The 17,974-nt window shown below is 62.1% G+C and carries 15 protein-coding genes; 11 read left to right on the top strand and 4 right to left on the bottom strand.

Annotated features, from left to right (window positions below; all coding sequences use genetic code 11):
• Positions 1–7 precede the first annotated feature (7 nt).
• The 4 genes from speA to AC07OT_RS21250 form a co-directional block, all read right to left on the bottom strand.
• The gene (gene speA, locus AC07OT_RS21265; protein WP_027607991.1) at positions 8–1,921 is read right to left on the bottom strand and encodes an arginine decarboxylase; all 1,914 of its coding nucleotides are present in this window, start codon (positions 1,919–1,921) and stop codon (positions 8–10) included.
• 143 nt (positions 1,922–2,064) lie between these two features.
• Entirely contained in the window at positions 2,065–2,436 is a 372-nt protein-coding gene (locus AC07OT_RS21260; RefSeq protein ID WP_027607992.1) for a translation initiation factor Sui1, read from the bottom strand.
• Positions 2,437–2,617: 181 nt separating this feature from the next.
• Positions 2,618–3,154 carry an NUDIX hydrolase gene (locus AC07OT_RS21255; protein WP_495108977.1) on the bottom strand — a complete coding sequence of 179 codons (537 nt, stop codon included), beginning with the start codon at positions 3,152–3,154 and terminating at the stop codon, positions 2,618–2,620.
• Positions 3,155–3,156: 2 nt separating this feature from the next.
• A complete protein-coding gene (locus AC07OT_RS21250) occupies positions 3,157–4,134 on the bottom strand; it encodes a DUF2333 family protein (RefSeq protein ID WP_370468598.1) in 978 nt (325 codons plus the stop codon).
• Positions 4,135–4,523: 389 nt separating this feature from the next.
• Here AC07OT_RS21250 and AC07OT_RS21245 point away from each other — a divergent pair, with 389 nt between their 5' ends.
• From AC07OT_RS21245 to purD, 11 genes are all read left to right on the top strand, one after another.
• Positions 4,524–6,194, top strand: a complete 1,671-nt coding sequence (locus AC07OT_RS21245; RefSeq protein WP_065940940.1) for a response regulator — start codon at positions 4,524–4,526, stop codon at positions 6,192–6,194.
• 53 nt (positions 6,195–6,247) lie between these two features.
• Positions 6,248–8,209, top strand: a complete 1,962-nt coding sequence (locus tag AC07OT_RS21240) for a methyl-accepting chemotaxis protein (protein ID WP_495108976.1) — start codon at positions 6,248–6,250, stop codon at positions 8,207–8,209.
• A gap of 307 nt (positions 8,210–8,516) precedes the next feature.
• Positions 8,517–8,972, top strand: a complete 456-nt coding sequence (gene aroQ / locus AC07OT_RS21235) for a type II 3-dehydroquinate dehydratase (protein WP_065940938.1) — start codon at positions 8,517–8,519, stop codon at positions 8,970–8,972.
• Between the two features lie 24 nt (positions 8,973–8,996).
• Positions 8,997–9,461: an acetyl-CoA carboxylase biotin carboxyl carrier protein gene (gene accB / locus AC07OT_RS21230; RefSeq protein WP_065940937.1), complete on the top strand. Its 465-nt coding sequence runs from the start codon at positions 8,997–8,999 to the stop codon at positions 9,459–9,461.
• Between the two features lie 17 nt (positions 9,462–9,478).
• A complete protein-coding gene (accC, locus tag AC07OT_RS21225; RefSeq protein WP_115486352.1) occupies positions 9,479–10,840 on the top strand; it encodes an acetyl-CoA carboxylase biotin carboxylase subunit in 1,362 nt (453 codons plus the stop codon).
• Between the two features lie 281 nt (positions 10,841–11,121).
• Positions 11,122–12,000 (top strand): 50S ribosomal protein L11 methyltransferase, encoded by an 879-nt coding sequence (gene prmA / locus AC07OT_RS21220; RefSeq protein ID WP_065940935.1) that lies wholly within the window; start codon positions 11,122–11,124, stop codon positions 11,998–12,000.
• Positions 12,001–12,030: 30 nt separating this feature from the next.
• A complete protein-coding gene (locus AC07OT_RS21215) occupies positions 12,031–13,260 on the top strand; it encodes a DUF3426 domain-containing protein (RefSeq protein ID WP_495108975.1) in 1,230 nt (409 codons plus the stop codon).
• A gap of 185 nt (positions 13,261–13,445) precedes the next feature.
• Positions 13,446–14,459, top strand: a complete 1,014-nt coding sequence (gene dusB, locus AC07OT_RS21210) for a tRNA dihydrouridine synthase DusB (protein WP_495108974.1) — start codon at positions 13,446–13,448, stop codon at positions 14,457–14,459.
• Positions 14,456–14,776: a DNA-binding transcriptional regulator Fis gene (gene fis, locus AC07OT_RS21205; RefSeq protein ID WP_002555375.1), complete on the top strand. Its 321-nt coding sequence runs from the start codon at positions 14,456–14,458 to the stop codon at positions 14,774–14,776. Before dusB ends, fis begins: the two co-directional genes overlap by 4 nt.
• Positions 14,777–14,857: 81 nt before the next feature.
• Positions 14,858–16,465: a bifunctional phosphoribosylaminoimidazolecarboxamide formyltransferase/IMP cyclohydrolase gene (gene purH / locus AC07OT_RS21200; RefSeq protein ID WP_115486356.1), complete on the top strand. Its 1,608-nt coding sequence runs from the start codon at positions 14,858–14,860 to the stop codon at positions 16,463–16,465.
• A 177-nt stretch (positions 16,466–16,642) separates the two neighbouring features.
• Complete coding sequence (purD, locus tag AC07OT_RS21195) at positions 16,643–17,935, top strand: phosphoribosylamine--glycine ligase (RefSeq protein ID WP_065940932.1); 1,293 nt, start codon at positions 16,643–16,645, stop codon at positions 17,933–17,935.
• Positions 17,936–17,974 lie beyond the last annotated feature (39 nt).

Genomic DNA, 17,974 nt, shown 5'->3' with positions numbered 1-17,974 from the left:
CCCAGCATCAGGACGACAGGTATGACGAACGCGTCAGGCCCAGACGCAAGGCGTCGAGGAACTGCGTACGCTCACTGGCACTGATCTTCGCGCTGGCGCACTTGTCACGGTAGTGAGTCATCAACTCCTCCGGCGACAAGTGCACGTAGCGCAGCATGTCTTCGATGGTGTCGTGGGTCTCGATACCGGCGCTGTACACCGAACCGTCTTCGCGCTGGTAGATGTTCACCGAATCGGTGTCACCGAACAGGTTGTGCATGTCGCCGAGGATTTCCTGGTAGGCGCCGACCAGGAAGATGCCCAGCAGGTAGTCCTCGCCTTCGTTCAAGGCGTGCACCGGCAGGCTGGTCTCGATGCTCTGCTCGTCGACGTACTGCTTGATCTTGCCGTCGGAGTCGCAGGTCAGGTCTTGCAGCACGGCGCGGCGCAGCGGCTCTTCGTCGAGACGGTGCAGCGGCAGGATCGGCAGGACCTGGCCGATGGCCCACGTGTCCGGCAGGCTCTGGAACACCGAGAAGTTGCAGATGTACTTGTCGGCCAGCTTGTCATTGAGTTCGTCCAGCACCTGGCGATGCGAGCGCTGGCGGGCTTTCAACGAGTTGTGCAGGCGGCGGCACACGGCGAAGTAGCACTGTTCGGCCAGGGCTTTCTCGGCCAGGGTCAGTTTGCCGTCGGCGTACTGGGTGGCCACATCGCTCATGTAGTGAGTGGCGCGCCAGTAGGTTTCGGTGACCATTTCGATATCGGTCGGGCCGAGCAGGTCCACCAGCCATTGCACGGTTTCGGGCAGGCTTTCCTTGTTTTCGATGACCGGGATTTCGTCGTTGTGTTTCTCGACGTCGGTGACCTGCACCACCAGCATGGCGTGGTGGGCGGTCAGGGAGCGGCCGCTTTCGGAGAAGATATTCGGGTGCGGCAGGCTCTGGGCGTCGCAGAACTCCTTGAGCATGCCCACGACCACACCGGCGTAGTCGTCCATGTCGTAGTTGATCGAGCTGGCGTTACGGGAGTGGGTACCGTCGTAGTCCACGCCCAGGCCGCCGCCCACGTCGATGTGGTCCACCGGCAGGCCGAGGTTGCGCAGTTCGCCGTAGTAACGAATGGCTTCCTTGAACCCATGCTGGTAGTCGGCCAGGTTGGCGATCTGCGAACCCATGTGGAAGTGCAGCAGGCGGATGCCCTGGTCCAGGCCCGCCGCGCGGAAGCGCTCGACCACCGACAGCAGCTGCGCCGCCGACAACCCGAACTTGGACTTCTCGCCACCGGTGTCCGCCCACTTGCTTGACGCCAGGGACGACAGGCGCACGCGCAGGCCCACCTGTGGCTTGACCTTGAGGCTGGCGGCCTCTTCGATCACCAGTTCAACCTCGGATTCTTTCTCGATCACGATAAATACGTTGTGGCCGAGCTTCTGGCCCATCAGCGCCAGGCGGATGAACTCGCGGTCCTTGTAACCGTTGCAGACGATGGTGCCGCCCTTCGGCGCCAGGGCCAGCACGGCCAGCAGCTCAGGCTTGGAGCCGGCTTCGAGACCGATGGAAACGTTCTGGGTGGCGATGATGTTCTCGATCACCGCTTCCTGCTGGTTCACCTTGATCGGGTACAGCGCGGTGTACTTGCTCTGGTATTCCAGGCGCTCGATGTTGGCGTCGAAAGCGCCGGTCAGCTGGCGTACACGGTCTTGCAGGATGTCGGGAAAGCGCACCAGCAGCGGCAGGGAAAGGCCGCTCTTGCGCAGCTCGTCCACTTGCTCGTAAAGGTCGACGGGTGTGCTGTTCGGGCCGTTCGGACGGACTTCAACGCGACCGGCATCATTGATCGCGAAATACCCGGCCCCCCAATGGCGAATCCCATAAACACTGCGGCTGTCCGCAACTGTCCATTGGCTGCCATCGTCTTTGCGTGTGCGTCGTACGGACATCGAAGTCCCCTATAAATGAAGGCGAAGGCGCCGCCTCTCGTTCGAGGCTGGCGCAGTCTAAAGAATGAAAATGACGATTTGCCTGTAAGCAAGGTAGACCCCACTCGCAGGACAGAGTTTAGACACAGGTTGGGAAGAGGCTCTCAGCCGCCGGACTTCTTGGCCTTGTAACCCAGCCTGATCAGCTCGGCCAACAGCAGTTCGACGTGATCGCCCTGGATCTCGATGACACCGTCTTTCAACGCGCCACCGGTGCCACAGCGCTTTTTCAGCGTGGTGGCCAGTGCCTTGAGCGGCTCTTCGGCCAACGGCACGCCGGTGATGGTGGTCACCGTCTTGCCGCCACGGCCTTTGCTTTCGCGGCGCACGCGGGCAATACCGTCGCCTTCGGGGATCAGGGTCTGTTTGCAGGTACACGAATCCACGGGCTGACGACAGTCCGGGCAGTGTCGACCTGCGTCGGTGGAAAATACCAGGCCGCCGAGGGCGGCGAAGGATGCGGCTTTTTTGGCCACCGGCAATCCTCTCGGGAGGACAAAGACTGATCGGCCTCCGCTAAGGGACTACCGACCGCGAAGCCCCACTCAGGCAGGGGCAGCGCTACCGAGCCGCCAAGGCGGTTCGGGTGAAAAGTCGCGCAGTGTAACGGCAAAAAGCCCACTTGCTAAGAGCCAAATGGCGCCAATTTATGCAGCTTTAGCGACGTGAGGCCAGATAGCGCCGCAAGCCCTCCTGGGCGTCCGGGCAGTAAGGCTTGTGCTCGGCTTCCTGCAGGACCGTTTCCACGGGCAAAAAGCGCGCCTCCATGACTTCTTCAGGCTGCAGGCGCAATGGCCCATCCCAGGTCGCCGAGTAGGATTTGCACCAGAGCCGGCTGTCGCCATCCTCAAAGTAGAAGTGGTCATGCTCGGTCAGTTGCACCCCGCCGACACCCAGTTCCTCTTCCAGCTCGCGGGCCGCCGATAACGCGTAGGATTCGCCCGCCGCGACCATCCCGCCCGCCGCCGTATCCCAGAACCCCGGGTACAGGGCCTTGCTCAGGGTGCGCCGATGCACGCACAGCTCACCCTTGGAGTTGAACAGGAAGATAAAGGTGCAACGGCCGATCAGGCCGCGCTGGCGCAAATCGGACCTGACGAGGTGGCCGAGCAGGTTGTCCCGCTCGTCGACCCAGCAGATCAGTTCGGCATCAGAGGCCGCACGGTGCGCGGCCTCGTTTTGAGCAGCGTCCATCATCAACCCTGGTTGAGCAGTTGACGCAAATCAATCACCGCCGCGTTGGCCCGGGAAATGTAGTTGGCCATGACCAGCGAATGGTTAGCCAACACGCCGAAACCGCTGCCGTTGAGAATCATCGGGCTCCAGACCGGCTCTTGCGAAGCCTCCAGCTCACGAATGATCTGGCGCACGCTGACGGTGGCGTTTTTCTTGGCCAGTACGTCGGCAAAGTCGACTTCGATGGCACGCAACAGGTGGGACAGCGCCCAGGCCTGGCCACGGGCCTCGTAGAACACGTTATCGATCTGCATCCATGGGGTTTCCACCACCTCTTCGTCGACCTGCGGCACCTCACCCGGCGCCAGGGCTTCGGTTTTCAGTGCGGTGTTCAATTTGACCCGGCCCACGCTGGCCGACAGGCGTTGCGACAGCGAGCCCAGGCGGGTGGCCACATCGCCCAGCCAGTTGTTCAGGTTGTCGGCGCGGGCATAGAACAAGGCGCCACGCTGGTTCGGGTCGGACAGGCGCGCTTCATAGCGACTCAGGGAGTTGATGCCTTCCTGGTACTCCGACTCACTGGACGGCAGCACCCAGCTCTTGTTGTCGAAGTTGAAGCGCGGCTCGGCCTTGGCCAAGTCGGCGTCTTCGGCCGACTGCGACTGGGAGCGGGCGAAGTCTTTACGCAGGGCGCGGGTCAGGTCGCGCACCTGCACCAGCACGCCGTATTCCCAGCTGGGCATGTTGTCCATCCACAGGCCCGGCGGGAAACGGTCGTTGGAAATATAGCCACCGGGCTTGTTCAGCAACGTGCCGACCACGGTCTTGAGGGTTTCGACGGTGGTATAGCCCACCACCATCTGCTTGCCTTCCTTCTCGGCAGCAAGCTGCGCGTTCTGCTGGACCGGGAACAGCGCCGGCTCTTCGCTCCAGTACCAGCCAAGGGCGCCGGTGACCAACAGATACAGGCCGAGCACGCTGAGCACGGCTCGGCTCATCAGCAGAGTACGAAAATAGCTGCGGTTGGCCGACTTGGGCTCAGGGGCAGGGCCTTTGGCACTGCCCGCACGGTTTTTCCAGTCCAGCATGGCGATATCCTTTCAATCACTTGAGTTCATGCACTTGAATTGAGGGCGTGCGTTCAAACACTCCGACCACAACCCTACCCCATCGTGCCCGCCCATGCGGGGCTTTTCAGCAAACGTGCATACGGCGAGCATTCGACTATAAAGGATGCACGCTTTTTAAGCTGCGCGACCGTCAGGTCACCAACTGAATATCAGGGACACACAGTTAATTGACATATGACACTCATCCCATTGAAAAGAGGTGCTAGCATAGAGCCATCAGTTCGACCTCAGCATGCACCCTCACTAGTAGTCAGGATATGACCGAGCCAGAAGACCCCAGCCGTGAGCGTCTCAAGCAGCATTTTGCCCAGCGGGTAATTCATCAGGCACGTCAAATTCTTGAGATCTGGCAGCGCCTGCAACGCAGCGAATGGTCAGGCGCCGACCTCTCCGAACTCAGCGAGGCCAACCTGCGCCTGCAGCGCTTCGCCGAGCGTTTCGAACAGCCCGAGCACGGCCAGCTGGCCCGGCACATCGGCGAATCGCTCAAGGCCGTGGACGAAAACCGCGGGCGCCTGAGCAGCCAGTTGATCACCGAGCTCAACCGCTTGATGCAGCGCCTGTCCCGCACCGGCCTGCGCCAGGGCGACCAGCTGGAACAAACCTTCCTGCCGCCGATGCGCAAGCCGATCTACGTGATGCTGGCCGATCACGACCGCGCCGAGCGCCTGGCCAAGCAGCTGGAATTCTTTGGCATGAGCGCCCAGTCCCTGGACAGCGTCGCGGCGTTTCGCGCGTCCATGGCCGAGCGCCTGCCGTCGGCGATCGTGATGGACGTGGACTTCTGCGGCACCGGCCTGGGCCTCAAGCTCGCCGCCGAAGCCCAGGAAGGCCTGGAGCATAAGCTGCCGCTGTTGTTTTTCAGCCTGCACGAAACCGACACCCCCACTCGCCTCGCCGCCGTGCGCGCCGGCGGCCAGGAATTCCTCACCGGCACGCTGGAAGCCTCCAGCCTGCTGGAAAAGATCGAAGTGCTGACCTGCGTCGCCCAGTACGAACCGTACAAAGTGCTGATCATCGACGACTCGCGCGCCCAGGCGCTGCACACAGAGCGGCTGCTCAACAGTGCCGGCATCGTCACCCGCACCTTGATCGAGCCGATCCAGGCCATGGCCGAGCTGGCAGACTTCCAGCCCGACCTGATCATCCTCGACATGTACATGCCGGCCTGTACCGGCACCGAACTGGCCAAGGTGATTCGCCACAACGACCGTTATGTCAGCGTGCCGATCATCTACCTGTCGGCCGAAGACGACCTGGACAAGCAACTGGACGCCATGAGCGAAGGCGGCGACGACTTCCTCACCAAACCGATCAAGCCGCGCCACCTGATCACCACGGTGCGCAACCGCGCCGCCCGTGCGCGCAACCTCAAGGCGCGGATGGTGCGCGACAGCCTGACCGGGTTGTACAACCACACCCATATCCTGCAACTGCTCGAAGACTGCAGCTTCCGCGCGCGCCGCGAGAACAAGCCGTTGAGCTTTGCCATGCTCGACATCGATCACTTCAAGCGGGTCAATGACAGCCATGGCCACCCCATGGGCGACCGCGTGATCAAGAGCCTGGCGCTGTTTCTCAAGCAACGCCTGCGCAAGACCGATTACATCGGCCGCTACGGCGGTGAAGAATTCGCCATCGTGATGCCCGACACCGACCTGGACTCGGCCTGCAAGGTGCTGGATGAGATTCGTGGGCGCTTTGCCGAGATTCACTACCCGGCGCAACCGCAGGATTTGTGGTGCACCTTCAGCGCTGGGGTGGTGGAGCTGTGTGACGGCTCCGACAGCCTGATGATGGCCGCCCAGGCCGACGAGGCGCTGTACCGCGCCAAAGATGCCGGGCGTAACCGCGTGCAAGCGGCGCGCACGTCAAAGCAAAGTGCCACCTTTTCACCAGAATCCACTGATTCCGTCATAACGCTGTAATGAAAACGCAATAACTTCAGGCACTTACCTTTTGCTGTCGGTTGATACCCCGCATGCGCCTGAAGCTGCTGACCAATCTCAATACCCTCCTGCTGGTGGCCGTGTGCCTGGCACTTGGAGCGACGCTGTGGTGGTCGCAACGGGCGCTGGAACGGCCTTATTTGCTGATGGAACGCTACCTCGGCCTGTCACAGGCCTTCCAGAACCAGGCCGCACGCAATATCGACGACTACCTGGGCAGCGGTGATGCATTGCGCTTGAGCAGCGCCAGCCAGAGCCTGGAAAGCCTGTTGCAGCACCTGGATGAACTGCCCGCCGACCTCGCGCAGAACCTGCGCCCCAGCCTCGCGGACCTGGATGCCTTCAGCAAGACCGACCTGCTGGCGGCCGGTAAGTTGGCGGGTGACCCGCAAGCCCTGTTGCTGCAGGCCGAGCGGGAGCTGGGCGCCAACCTGGAGCAGTTGAGCCAATACGCCATGGGCGTCAACAGCCCCGAAGCCGCGCGCTACCTGCCGCCGCTGCTGGCAGCCTCACAGCACCTGGGCAAGCTGTCCCTGGCCCGCGACAAACTGGTGAGTAGCGGCCGCGCGGAACTGGCGGACGATGTGGAACGCGAAGTCGGCAATATGCGCAGCCAGGCCGACCTGCTGGAGCAACTGCCATTACTCGGGGTAAAGGCCAGCGCAGAATCCAACACCGATGACTTTTCGGCCTTGATGGGCCTGGAAAACAGCGCAAAAACCGAAGCCCAGGACACCGGCGTCGACCTCAAGCGCGAACTCAACGGCCTGCTGGCCCGCTACCCCGCCGAACTCCAGCGCACCCGTACGCAGATCCAGCAGCGTGCCGACCTGGCCGCCGCCACCCACTTGAAAATCGCCGCCGTTCAGCAGGCCATCGCCGGCCTCGAGCCGGTGGTGCGCGCGCAACACGGCAAGATCCAGGGCGAAGTGCGCCTGATGCAAGGCGTGATGATCGGCCTGATTCTGCTGATCGCCCTGCTGATCGACACCCTGCAACGGCGCCTGGCGCGGGTGCTGACCAACCTGGCACCAGCCTTGTCGACCTGGGGCGAGGGCAACTTCAGCCAGCCGATCACCTTGGGCAAGACCAACCGCGAGCTACGCGACATCGAAGCGTCCCTCAACCGTCTACGCGCCTACCTGGTGGATCTGGTGGGTACCATCCGTGGCAATGCCGAAGAAGTGGCCGGCAGCAGCCGCGCCCTGGCCGAACTGAGCAGTGGCCTGCACGACGGCGCCGAACGCCAGGCCGGGGATACCGCGCAGATTCGTGACTCCCTGGGCGAACTGGAAGCCACCATCCAGCAAGTCGCCGGTGATGCCAGCCAGGCGGCCGGCGCCAGCCGCAGCGCGGGCCAGGCGGTTGAGCAAGGCCAGCGCGTGATCGGCCTGAGCCTGACCGGCCTGCACGCGCTGGTGGGTGAAGTGCAGCAAAATGCGCAGATGATCGAGAAACTTGCCGAGGAGTCCGCCACCATTGGCGGCGTATTGACCGTGATTCGCTCGATTGCCGACCAAACCAACCTGCTGGCGCTCAACGCCGCCATCGAAGCCGCACGCGCCGGTGAGGCCGGGCGCGGCTTTGCCGTGGTCGCCGACGAAGTGCGCACCCTGGCCCAACGTACCGCTGGCGCCACCGCCGAGATCCAGGGCTTGATCACCGGCCTGCAAACCGCCGCGCACCAATCGGTGCAGGGCATGCGCGCCCAGGTCGAACACGCCGAAGCCACCGCCCAGCAAGCCCAGGCGGCGGATGGCGCGCTGGATGAAATCGTCGGCGCGATCCAGACCATTTCCGCCACCGCCGTGCGGATTGCCGATGTAACGGCGCAGCAGAGTGGCGCCGTGAGTGAGATTCGCGATAACAGCGAGCGGATTCATCAGTTGGGTGAGGATAATTTGCTGCGCATCGGCCAGGGCCGCAGCCAGGGTGAGCATTTGCTGGTGCTGGGTGGGCAGCTCAATACGGCAGTGCAGGCGTTCCGTGTCTGACCCGCCCCATGAAGATCCAAAATCAAATGAAGATCAAAATGTGGGAGGGGGCTTGCCCCCGATAGCGGTGGATCAGTTACAGATGTCGATACTGACACACTGCAATCGGGAGCAAGCCCCCTCCCACATTTGATCTCCACAGTATTCAAGGGCGTATTACCAATGACCGGATCCCAGCCCCCAGTCATAAATTTTGCGCAATCCTCGCTAATCGTGCCGCCTACTGCATAGAACTGGACAGTCACAAAGGCTTTGCGGCATAGTCGCCGGGTTCTGCCTTGCCCACATCAATAACAAGGAACAGCCGATGGCGACCTTACTGGTTCTTCACGGACCCAACCTGAACCTGCTCGGCACCCGTGAACCGGGCGTCTACGGGGCAGTGACCCTCGATCAGATCAACCTGGATCTGGAGCGACGGGCACGTGAAGCCGGCCACCATTTGCTCTACCTGCAAAGCAATGCCGAGTATGAATTGATTGATCGCATCCATGCCGCCCGTAGCGAAGGCGTGGACTTTATCCTGATCAATCCCGCCGCTTTTACGCACACAAGCGTTGCATTACGTGACGCGCTGCTGGCGGTGAGCATCCCATTCATCGAAGTGCATTTATCGAACGTGCACAAACGCGAACCTTTCCGCCATCACTCTTACTTCTCCGACGTTGCGGTAGGAGTGATCTGCGGCCTTGGCGCCAGCGGTTACCGACTGGCCCTGGAGGCCGCCCTGGAACAGCTTGAACAACCGGCCAAGCGCCCCTGACCGACCCTTGGGAGTTGATGATTCATGGATATCCGTAAAGTTAAGAAACTGATCGAACTGCTGGAAGAATCCGGTATCGACGAGCTGGAAATCAAGGAAGGCGAAGAGTCCGTACGGATCAGCCGCCACAGCAAGACCCCGGCCCAACAGTTCTACGCACCCCAGATGCAAGCACCGGCTCCAGCTGCTGCTCCGGCCGCCGCCGCGCCTGCTGCTGCCGCTGCACCTGCCGCACCGGCTGCCCCAGCGCTGAACGGTTTCGTGGTCAAGTCGCCAATGGTCGGTACGTTCTACCGCACCCCGGCACCGACCTCGCCAGCCTTCGTTGAAGTGGGCAAGACCGTGAAAGTGGGCGACACCATCTGCATCGTTGAAGCGATGAAGATGATGAACCACATCACGGCCGAAAAAGCCGGTGTCATCGAATCCATCCTGGTAGAAAACGGTCAGCCGGTTGAGTACGACCAGCCGCTGTTCACCATCGTTTGAACCGCGGAGCGCCTTCGATGTTGAAACCTGCGAAGAAACTGCAAAAAGTCCTGATCGCCAACCGCGGCGAGATCGCGCTGCGTATCCTGCGCGCCTGTAAGGAAGAGGGCATCAAGACCGTCGCTGTTTACTCGACGGCCGATACCGAATTGATGCACGTGAAACTGGCGGACGAGAGCATCTGCATCGGCCCGCCACTGGCCACGAACTCGTACCTGAAAGTCTCGAACATCATCGCCGCCGCTGAAGTGACCGGCGCTGATGGCATCCACCCAGGCTACGGCTTCCTCGCGGAAAACGCCGATTTCGCCGAACAGGTGGAAAAATCCGGGTTTGCCTTCATCGGCCCGAAAGCCGAAACCATTCGCCTGATGGGCGACAAGGTCTCGGCCAAGGACGCCATGATCGCCGCCGGCGTGCCCACCGTTCCTGGCTCCGACGGCCCACTGCCTGAAGACGAGGAAACCGCACTGCGCATTGGTCGCGAAGTCGGCTACCCGGTGATCATCAAGGCCGCCGGTGGCGGTGGTGGTCGCGGCATGCGCGTGGTGCACAAGGAAGAAGAGCTGATCGAAGCGGCCAAGCAGACTCGCTCCGAAGCGGCTGCCTGGTTCGGCAACCCGATGGTCTACCTGGAGAAGTACCTGACCAACCCACGTCACGTGGAAGTGCAGGTACTGTCCGACGGCCAGGGCCACGCCATCCATCTGGGCGACCGCGATTGCTCGCTGCAACGTCGTCACCAGAAGGTGTTGGAAGAAGCCCCGGCACCGGGCCTGGATGAAAAAGCGCGTCAGGAAGTCCTGGCTCGCTGCGTCAAGGCGTGCATCGACATCAACTACCGTGGCGCCGGTACCTTTGAGTTCCTCTACGAGAACGGCCGTTTCTACTTCATCGAGATGAACACTCGTGTGCAGGTAGAGCACCCGGTGTCGGAGATGGTCACCGGTATCGACATCGTCAAGGAGATGCTCAGCATCGCCGCCGGCAACGTGCTGTCCTTCACCCAGGACGACGTGAAGCTCCACGGTCACTCCCTGGAGTGCCGGATCAACGCCGAAGACCCGAAGACCTTTATCCCAAGCCCTGGCCTGGTCAAGCATTTCCACGCGCCCGGCGGCAACGGCGTACGTGTGGATTCGCACCTGTACAGCGGCTACAAGGTTCCGTCCAACTACGACTCGCTGATCGGCAAGCTGATCACCTGGGGCGCAACCCGCGACGAGGCCATGGCCCGTATGCGCAATGCCCTGGACGAAATCGTGGTCGACGGCATCAAGACCAACATCCCGCTGCACCGGGACCTGGTTCGTGATGAAGGCTTCTGCGAAGGTGGTGTGAACATTCACTACCTGGAACACAAGCTGGCCAACCAGTAAGTGCTCCACCCAACAAAGCCGCCTTCGGGCGGCTTTGTTGTTTGTGGGCCCTCTACTTTTTTGAAGATGTACACCGTCAAAATGTGGGAGAGGGCTTGCCCCCGATGGCGGTGGATCAGTTACAGATGCTGAGACTGACACACTGCAATCGGGGGCAAGCCCCCTCCCACATTTGACCGGCGTGCAGTCAGTAGTGTCGTCTTCTGCCCGCCGCTCGCGTAAACTTGCGCGCTTTCGCAGCCTACCCCGCTGCACACTCATTTTTTTCAAAGGTGCCCGCCATGCCTTGGCTGCAAGTCCGTCTCGCCATCAGCCCAGAACAAGCCGAAACCTACGAAGACGCGTTCCTCGAAGTGGGCGCCGTCTCGGTGACCTTCATGGATGCCGAAGACCAACCGATCTTCGAACCGGAACTCAACACCACCCCGCTGTGGTCCCACACTCATCTGCTGGCCCTGTTCGAAGACGGCACCGACGCCGCCGCCGTGCTGGCCCATATGGAATTGCTCACCGGCAGCCCGTTGCCCGAGCATCACAGCGAAATCATCGAAGACCAGGACTGGGAACGCAGCTGGATGGACAACTTCCAGCCGATGCGCTTCGGCCAGCGCCTGTGGATCGTGCCGAGCTGGCATGCCGCCCCGGAGCCGAACGCGGTCAACCTGCTGCTGGATCCGGGCCTGGCATTCGGCACCGGCACCCACCCCACCACCGCGCTGTGCCTGGAGTGGCTGGACGGCCAGGACCTGACCGACAGCCACGTGCTGGATTTCGGCTGCGGCTCGGGGATCCTGGCGATCGCCGCCCTGTTGCTGGGCGCCAAGGAGGCCGTGGGCACCGACATCGACGTGCAGGCCCTGGAAGCGTCCCGGGATAACGCCGGGCGCAACAACGTACCTGAAGACAAATTCCCGCTCTACCTGCCGCAGGATTTGCCCCAGGTGCAGGCCGACGTGCTGGTCGCCAATATCCTCGCCGGCCCGCTGGTGTCCCTGGCGCCGCAACTGTCGAGCCTGGTCAAGCCGGGCGGGCGCCTGGCGCTGTCGGGCATCCTCGCCGAGCAGGGCGAAGATGTCGCCGCCGCCTACGCCAAGGATTTCGAGCTGGACCCGATCGCTAACCGTGATGGCTGGGTACGCATCAGCGGACGTCGGCGCTAGAATGAGCGCTTGCCTGAATCGGATGGCCGCATGACCGACAGTTTCGTCACCCAGTGCCCGCATTGCCAAACCCGCTTTCGCGTCAACCACGCCCAATTGAGCGTGGCTCGCGGCGTGGTTCGCTGCGGCTCGTGCCTGCAAGTCTTCAACGCTGCCCGCCAGCTGCTGGAGCAGCGCGCCCAGGCGCCTGCGCCGGAGCAGCCGGCCACGATCGAGCCCGTGCGCGAAGCCGCGCCTGAGCCACAGCGGGCAATCAGCCAGAAGCAATGGAGCGCCGAAGAGCTGGACCTGGACAACCTGGACCTGGACCAGGAACTGGCCAAGCTGGAACGCCGCGAGATTCAGCACACACTGCCCGTGGGCGCGGAACGCCGCCAGCCCGGTGCCGACCGCCGGCAGAAAGAAGACGCTCTCAGCGCCAGCCGCGAAACCGTCAAGGCCGAAGAAGAAAAATGGGCCGCCAGCCTGTTCAGCGAACCGCCTGAAGAACGCGCCAACGCTTCCGAAGACGAACCTGAACCGACCAAAGCCCCCGCGACCCGGCAGCGCACCGAGCCTTCCATGTCGTTACACCTCGACGATGAGCCCGCGCTGCGCTCAACCCCGGAAGATGAACACATCGACCCGCCGTTCACGCCCCTGACAGCGGCAGCGGAGCCCGAAGAGCGCGCGCAATCCCGTCGCAAGCGCGCACGCCCCGAGGCCGGCGTCCATGACGACCTGCTCCAGGACTTGGAAGACGACCCTCTGCACCTGTACGCGCAAAAACGCCCGCAGGGCCTGGGCCGTCGCCTGATCTGGATGCTGCTGGTGCTGATCGCCGCCGCCGGCCTGGCCGCGCAGTACATTGCCTATCAATTCGACGACCTGGCCCGCCAGGACGCTTACCGCCCGTGGTTCCAGCAACTGTGCCCAACACTGGGCTGCACAGTGCCGTCGCGGGTCGATATCGCCCATATCAAGAGCAGCAACCTGGTGGTACGCAGCCACCCTGAGTTCGCCGGGGCGCTGGTGGTGGATGCGATCATCTATAACCGCGCGACGTTCTCCCAGCCCTTTCCGCTGCTGGAACTGCGTTTCGCCGACCTCAACGGCAACCTGATTGCCAGTCGTCGCTTCAAGCCCGCCGAATACCTGAGCGGCGAGTTGGCCGGGGTAAGCGAAATGCCATCACAAACCCCGATCCATATCTCCCTGGATATCCTCGATCCGGGCAATAAAGCCGTGAATTACAGCCTGAGCTTCCACTCGCCCGAGTGAATCGGCCTACGCACCGTCGCTTGACGGTGGAGTATTGACTGGGCACCGCCCATCCAAACCGGCGGCGATAAAGAAATAACTGTTCAGATTTTATCCAATTCAGCCTTTATCCAGTCATCGAGAGCGGGTATCATGCCAACCCTTTTTCGAACTCTAATGATCCGGCCCCACAACAGGGAAGTCCTATGTCGGCGGTACGCATCGGCCCATATACATTGCAGAATGGCTTGATTCTCGCCCCGATGGCGGGCGTCACCGACCAGCCCTTTCGTCAGCTGTGCAAGCGTTTGGGCGCGGGTCTAGTAGTCTCGGAAATGGTCACCAGCGACATGAGCTTGTGGAACACCCGCAAATCGCGGATGCGCATGATCCACGAAGGTGATCCCGAGCCCCGCTCGGTCCAGATCGCCGGCGGTGATGCGCAGATGCTGGCGGATGCGGCCCGGGCCAACGTGGAGTTGGGCGCACAGATCATCGATATCAACATGGGCTGCCCGGCCAAGAAGGTCTGCAACAAGGCCGCCGGTTCCGCGCTGTTGAAAGATGAGCAGTTGGTTGCCGAGATCCTGCAGGCCGTTGTTGCCGCAGTGGATGTGCCGGTGACCCTGAAGATTCGTACCGGTTGGGACCGGGACAACAAGAACGGCCTGACGGTGGCGAAGATCGCCGAACAGGCAGGCATTACAGCGCTGGCGGTGCATGGTCGCACCCGCGCCGACCTTTACACCGGTGAAGCCGAGTACGACACCATCGCCGCGATCAAGCAGGCGGTGTCGATGCCGGTATTTGCCAATGGCGACATCGACTCGGCCAAAAAAGCCCGGCGCGTGCTGCACGCCACCGGTGCCGATGGTGTGTTGATTGGCCGGGCCGCCCAGGGGCGGCCGTGGATTTTTCGTGAGGTCGAGCATTTCCTGCGTACGGGTGAAGTCCTGCCGGCGCCGGAACTGGTCGAGGTGGAACGTATTCTGCTAGAGCATCTGGCTGCACTTCACACCTTCTATGGAGAGGTGATGGGCGTGCGTATTGCTCGCAAGCATGTGGGTTGGTATCTCGCAACCCTGCCAGGCGCCAGGGAGTTTCGCGCCGGGTTCAATCGTTTGGATGAAACGCAAGCACAGGTCACCGCCGTTCGTGAGTTTTTTGCCGAACGAGACAAGAGCCTGAGAGCAGGGGACGGAGAATGGGTGGCCGCATGACGATGATGACCGAGACTTTAGTGAGTGGAACAACACCCGTGAGCGACAACGTCAATTTGAAACAGCACCTCAACACGCCGAGCGAAGAAGGCCAGACCCTTCGCGGGAGTGTCGAGAAGGCGCTGCATAATTATTTCGCCCACCTTGAGGGCGCTTCCGTCACGGACGTGTACAACCTGGTGCTCTCCGAAGTCGAGGCGCCCCTGCTCGAAAGCGTGATGAACTACGTCAAGGGCAACCAGACCAAAGCCAGTGAGCTGCTGGGCCTCAACCGTGGCACCTTGCGCAAAAAGCTCAAGCAATACGATTTGCTGTAAGCATTCAATCAAACCAGAAAGGCGCCCGCGTAAAACCGGTCGCCTTTTTTGCTGACTCCTTTGCTTTTGATGGAAATTGAAATGACCGACCAGACTACCCGCCTGCCGATCCGCCGCGCCTTGATCAGTGTCTCCGACAAGACCGGGATCCTCGAATTTGCCCGGGAGCTGGAAGCCCTGGGCGTGGAAATCCTCTCCACGGGCGGGACCTTCAAGCTGCTGCAGGACAACGGCGTGGCCGCAGTGGAAGTGGCGGACTACACCGGTTTCGCAGAAATGATGGACGGTCGCGTCAAGACCCTGCACCCGAAAATCCACGGCGGCATCCTCGGCCGTCGCGGCATCGACGACGCCATCATGACCGAGCACGGCATCAAGCCGATCGACCTGGTGGCCGTCAACCTCTACCCGTTCGAAGCCACCATCAACAAGCCAGGCTGCGACCTGCCGACCGCCATCGAAAACATCGATATCGGCGGCCCGACCATGGTTCGCTCGGCGGCCAAGAACCATAAAGACGTGGCCATCGTGGTCAACGCCGGCGACTACGCCCAGGTGCTGGAAAGCCTGAAAGCCGGCGGCCTGACCTACGCCCAGCGTTTCGACCTGATGCTCAAGGCGTTCGAACACACCGCCGCCTACGACGGTATGATCGCCAACTACATGGGCACCGTGAACCAGGCCGCCGACACCCTGAGCACAGAAGGCCGCAGCCAGTTCCCGCGCACCTTCAACAGCCAGTTCATCAAGGCCCAGGAAATGCGCTACGGCGAGAACCCGCACCAGAGCGCGGCGTTCTACGTGGAAGCCAAGCCTGCCGAAGTGGGCATCGCCACTGCGACCCAACTGCAGGGCAAAGAACTGTCCTACAACAACGTGGCCGACACCGACGCCGCGCTGGAATGCGTGAAGAGCTTCGTCAAGCCGGCCTGCGTGATCGTCAAGCACGCCAACCCGTGCGGCGTGGCCGTAAGCCCGGACGCTGAAGGCGGCATTCGCCAGGCGTACGAACTGGCCTACGCCACCGACACCGAATCCGCGTTCGGCGGCATCATCGCCTTCAACCGTGAACTGGATGCAGAGACGGCCAAGGCCATCGTCGAGCGTCAGTTCGTCGAAGTGATCATCGCCCCTTCCGTGAGCGAAGAAGCCCGCGCGATCGTAGCGGCCAAAGCCAACGTGCGCCTGCTGGCCTGCGGCGAGTGGTCGGCTGAACGTGCCGCTGCCTGGGACTACAAGCGCGTCAATGGCGGCCTGCTGGTACAGAGCCGCGATATCGGCATGATCGGCAGCGCAGACCTCAAGGTAGTGACCAAGCGCGCCCCGACCGAGCAAGAGATCAACGACCTGATCTTCGCCTGGAAAGTGGCCAAGTACGTTAAATCCAACGCCATCGTCTACGCCAAAAACCGCCAGACCATCGGTGTCGGCGCTGGCCAGATGAGCCGCGTGAACTCGGCGCGTATCGCCGCGATCAAGGCCGAGCACGCCGGTTTGCAGGTGGCCGGCTCGGTGATGGCGTCGGATGCATTCTTCCCGTTCCGTGATGGCCTGGACAACGCCGCGAAAGCTGGCGTGACTGCCGTGATCCAACCGGGCGGCTCGATGCGTGATGCCGAGGTAATCGCCGCTGCCGATGAAGCCGGCATTGCCATGGTCTTCACCGGCATGCGCCACTTCCGTCACTGATCCACTGCCGAGAAGCGGCAAGGTTCAAGCTGCAAGCAGCACGTAAAAGCAAAGCAGCGTCGCTTTTGCTGCTGGTTGTAGCCTCTAAAATTCATAGCTGCATGCTGCCTTCAGAGCGATACAGATTGCTCTTAACCTGCAGCTTGCAGCTTGTAACTTCCTCCGAAGGAGTCTGACTTGAACGTCCTCATCATTGGCAGCGGTGGCCGTGAACACGCCCTGGCCTGGAAAGTTGCCCAGGACCCACGGGTCCAGAAAGTCTTCGTCGCCCCCGGCAACGCCGGTACCGCCATCGAAGCCAAGTGCGAAAACGTCGCCATCGACGTACTGGCCCTTGAGCAACTGGCCGACTTCGCCGAGAAAAACGTCTCCCTGACCATCGTCGGTCCGGAAGTGCCATTGGTTGCCGGTGTCGTAGACCTGTTCCGCAGCCGCGGCCTGGATTGCTTCGGCCCAACCGCCGGCGCCGCCCAGCTGGAAGGCTCGAAAGCCTTCACCAAGGATTTCCTGGCGCGCCACAAGATCCCGACGGCCGACTACCAGAACTTCACCGAGATCGAGCCGGCCCTGGCCTACCTGCGTGAAAAAGGTGCGCCGATCGTGATCAAGGCCGACGGCCTGGCCGCCGGTAAAGGCGTGATCGTCGCCATGACCCTGCAGGAAGCCGAAGACGCCGTGCGTGACATGCTCGCCGGTAACGCCTTTGGTGACGCAGGTTCGCGCGTCGTCATCGAGGAATTCCTCGACGGCGAAGAAGCCAGCTTTATCGTGATGGTCGACGGCAAGAACGTGCTGCCGATGGCCACCAGCCAGGACCACAAACGCGTCGGCGACGCCGACACTGGCCCGAACACCGGCGGCATGGGTGCCTACTCCCCTGCCCCGGTGGTGACCGCCGACGTGCACCAGCGCGTGATGGACCTGGTGATCTGGCCGACCGTGCGTGGCATGGCCGATGAAGGCAATGTGTACACCGGTTTCCTCTACGCCGGCCTGATGATCGACAAAGCCGGCAACCCGAAAGTCATCGAGTTCAACTGCCGCTTCGGCGACCCGGAAACCCAGCCGGTGATGCTGCGCCTGCAATCGAGCCTGGTGCTGCTGGTGGAAGCCGCGCTGGCCCAGGCCCTGGACAAGGTTGAAGCGCAGTGGGATCCACGTCCGAGCGTAGGCATTGTGCTGGCCGCCGGTGGTTACCCGGCCGACTACGCCAAGGGCGATGTGATTGAAGGCCTGGACGCGGCTGCTACCCTGGAAGGCAAGGTGTTCCATGCGGGCACCGCGCTCAAGGATGGCAAGGTGGTGACCGCCGGAGGCCGTGTGCTGTGCGCCACCGCCATGGGTGCCAGCGTCGACGCCGCACAGCAACAGGCGTACAAGCTGGCTGCAAAAATCGACTGGAAAGGCTGCTTCTACCGCACGGACATCGGCTACCGCGCCATTGCCCGTGAACGCGGCGAAAGCCAGTAACGCTAGCTATCCGTTCGGTTAGGCAAGGGCTTCTGGCCC

It is taken from the genome of Pseudomonas sp. GW821-FHT09C10, assembly GCF_059418085.1.
This window is presented reverse-complemented; position numbering and strand designations above follow the sequence as displayed.